Below are 607 nucleotides of genomic sequence, written 5' to 3' on the forward strand. Positions count from 1 at the left end.
CGAAACTCATCGTGGCGCGGGCATCTTTGCCTATAGAGACGCCGGATAGATTTAAGCAAGCCAACCCGACATCAAAATCAGTGTTGCAAAAACGGGGGTGACCATAGATTTTTACGTTCAACATCACTGAGTAATCCCCGAAGATAAGCCAGACAACGTTGTTGAGAACTCGCAGAGTGAAACAACGGAGCCAGACGGGAATGGGCGTTCAGGAGCTCCTGTTCCCAGAGATTGACAGGTGAGGCCATGTGGCACCTCCCTTAGGGTTAGAAAGAAGGACGATAGCTATCATGACACAATAAACATTACGACTGTAGTACTAGGAGCATTGCTTCTCCAAGATGCCTGGAAGCGTGTCGTCAGCACGGCGGAACAAGTGGGTATTTCAGCTATAATCGTCCACGCACTTGATGAAATCGCCCGAACGTTCTATACGCGTCTTGGCTTCGCCCAGTCACCGTTAGAGCCATACACGCTGATGCTTCCATTAGGCCCAGTGTAAGCGCCTAATTAACCCCACATACCTGACTGGTTAATCTTTTGTCATAGTGTGTTTTCTTTTATTGAGAAGGGGAACCACCATGACATTGACTGAAAAACAACAGCA

The 607-nt window shown here is 48.1% G+C and carries 1 pseudogene; it reads right to left on the bottom strand.

The window, feature by feature from the left end:
* Positions 1–101: 101 nt before the first annotated feature.
* Positions 102–248, bottom strand: a pseudogene (locus AAC854_RS22920) (IS701 family transposase); the annotation flags it as partial.
* Between the last annotated feature and the right edge of the window lie 359 nt (positions 249–607).

Origin of the sequence: Xenorhabdus entomophaga, assembly GCF_037996725.1 — a bacterium.
GTDB lineage: Bacteria > Pseudomonadota > Gammaproteobacteria > Enterobacterales > Enterobacteriaceae > Xenorhabdus > Xenorhabdus khoisanae.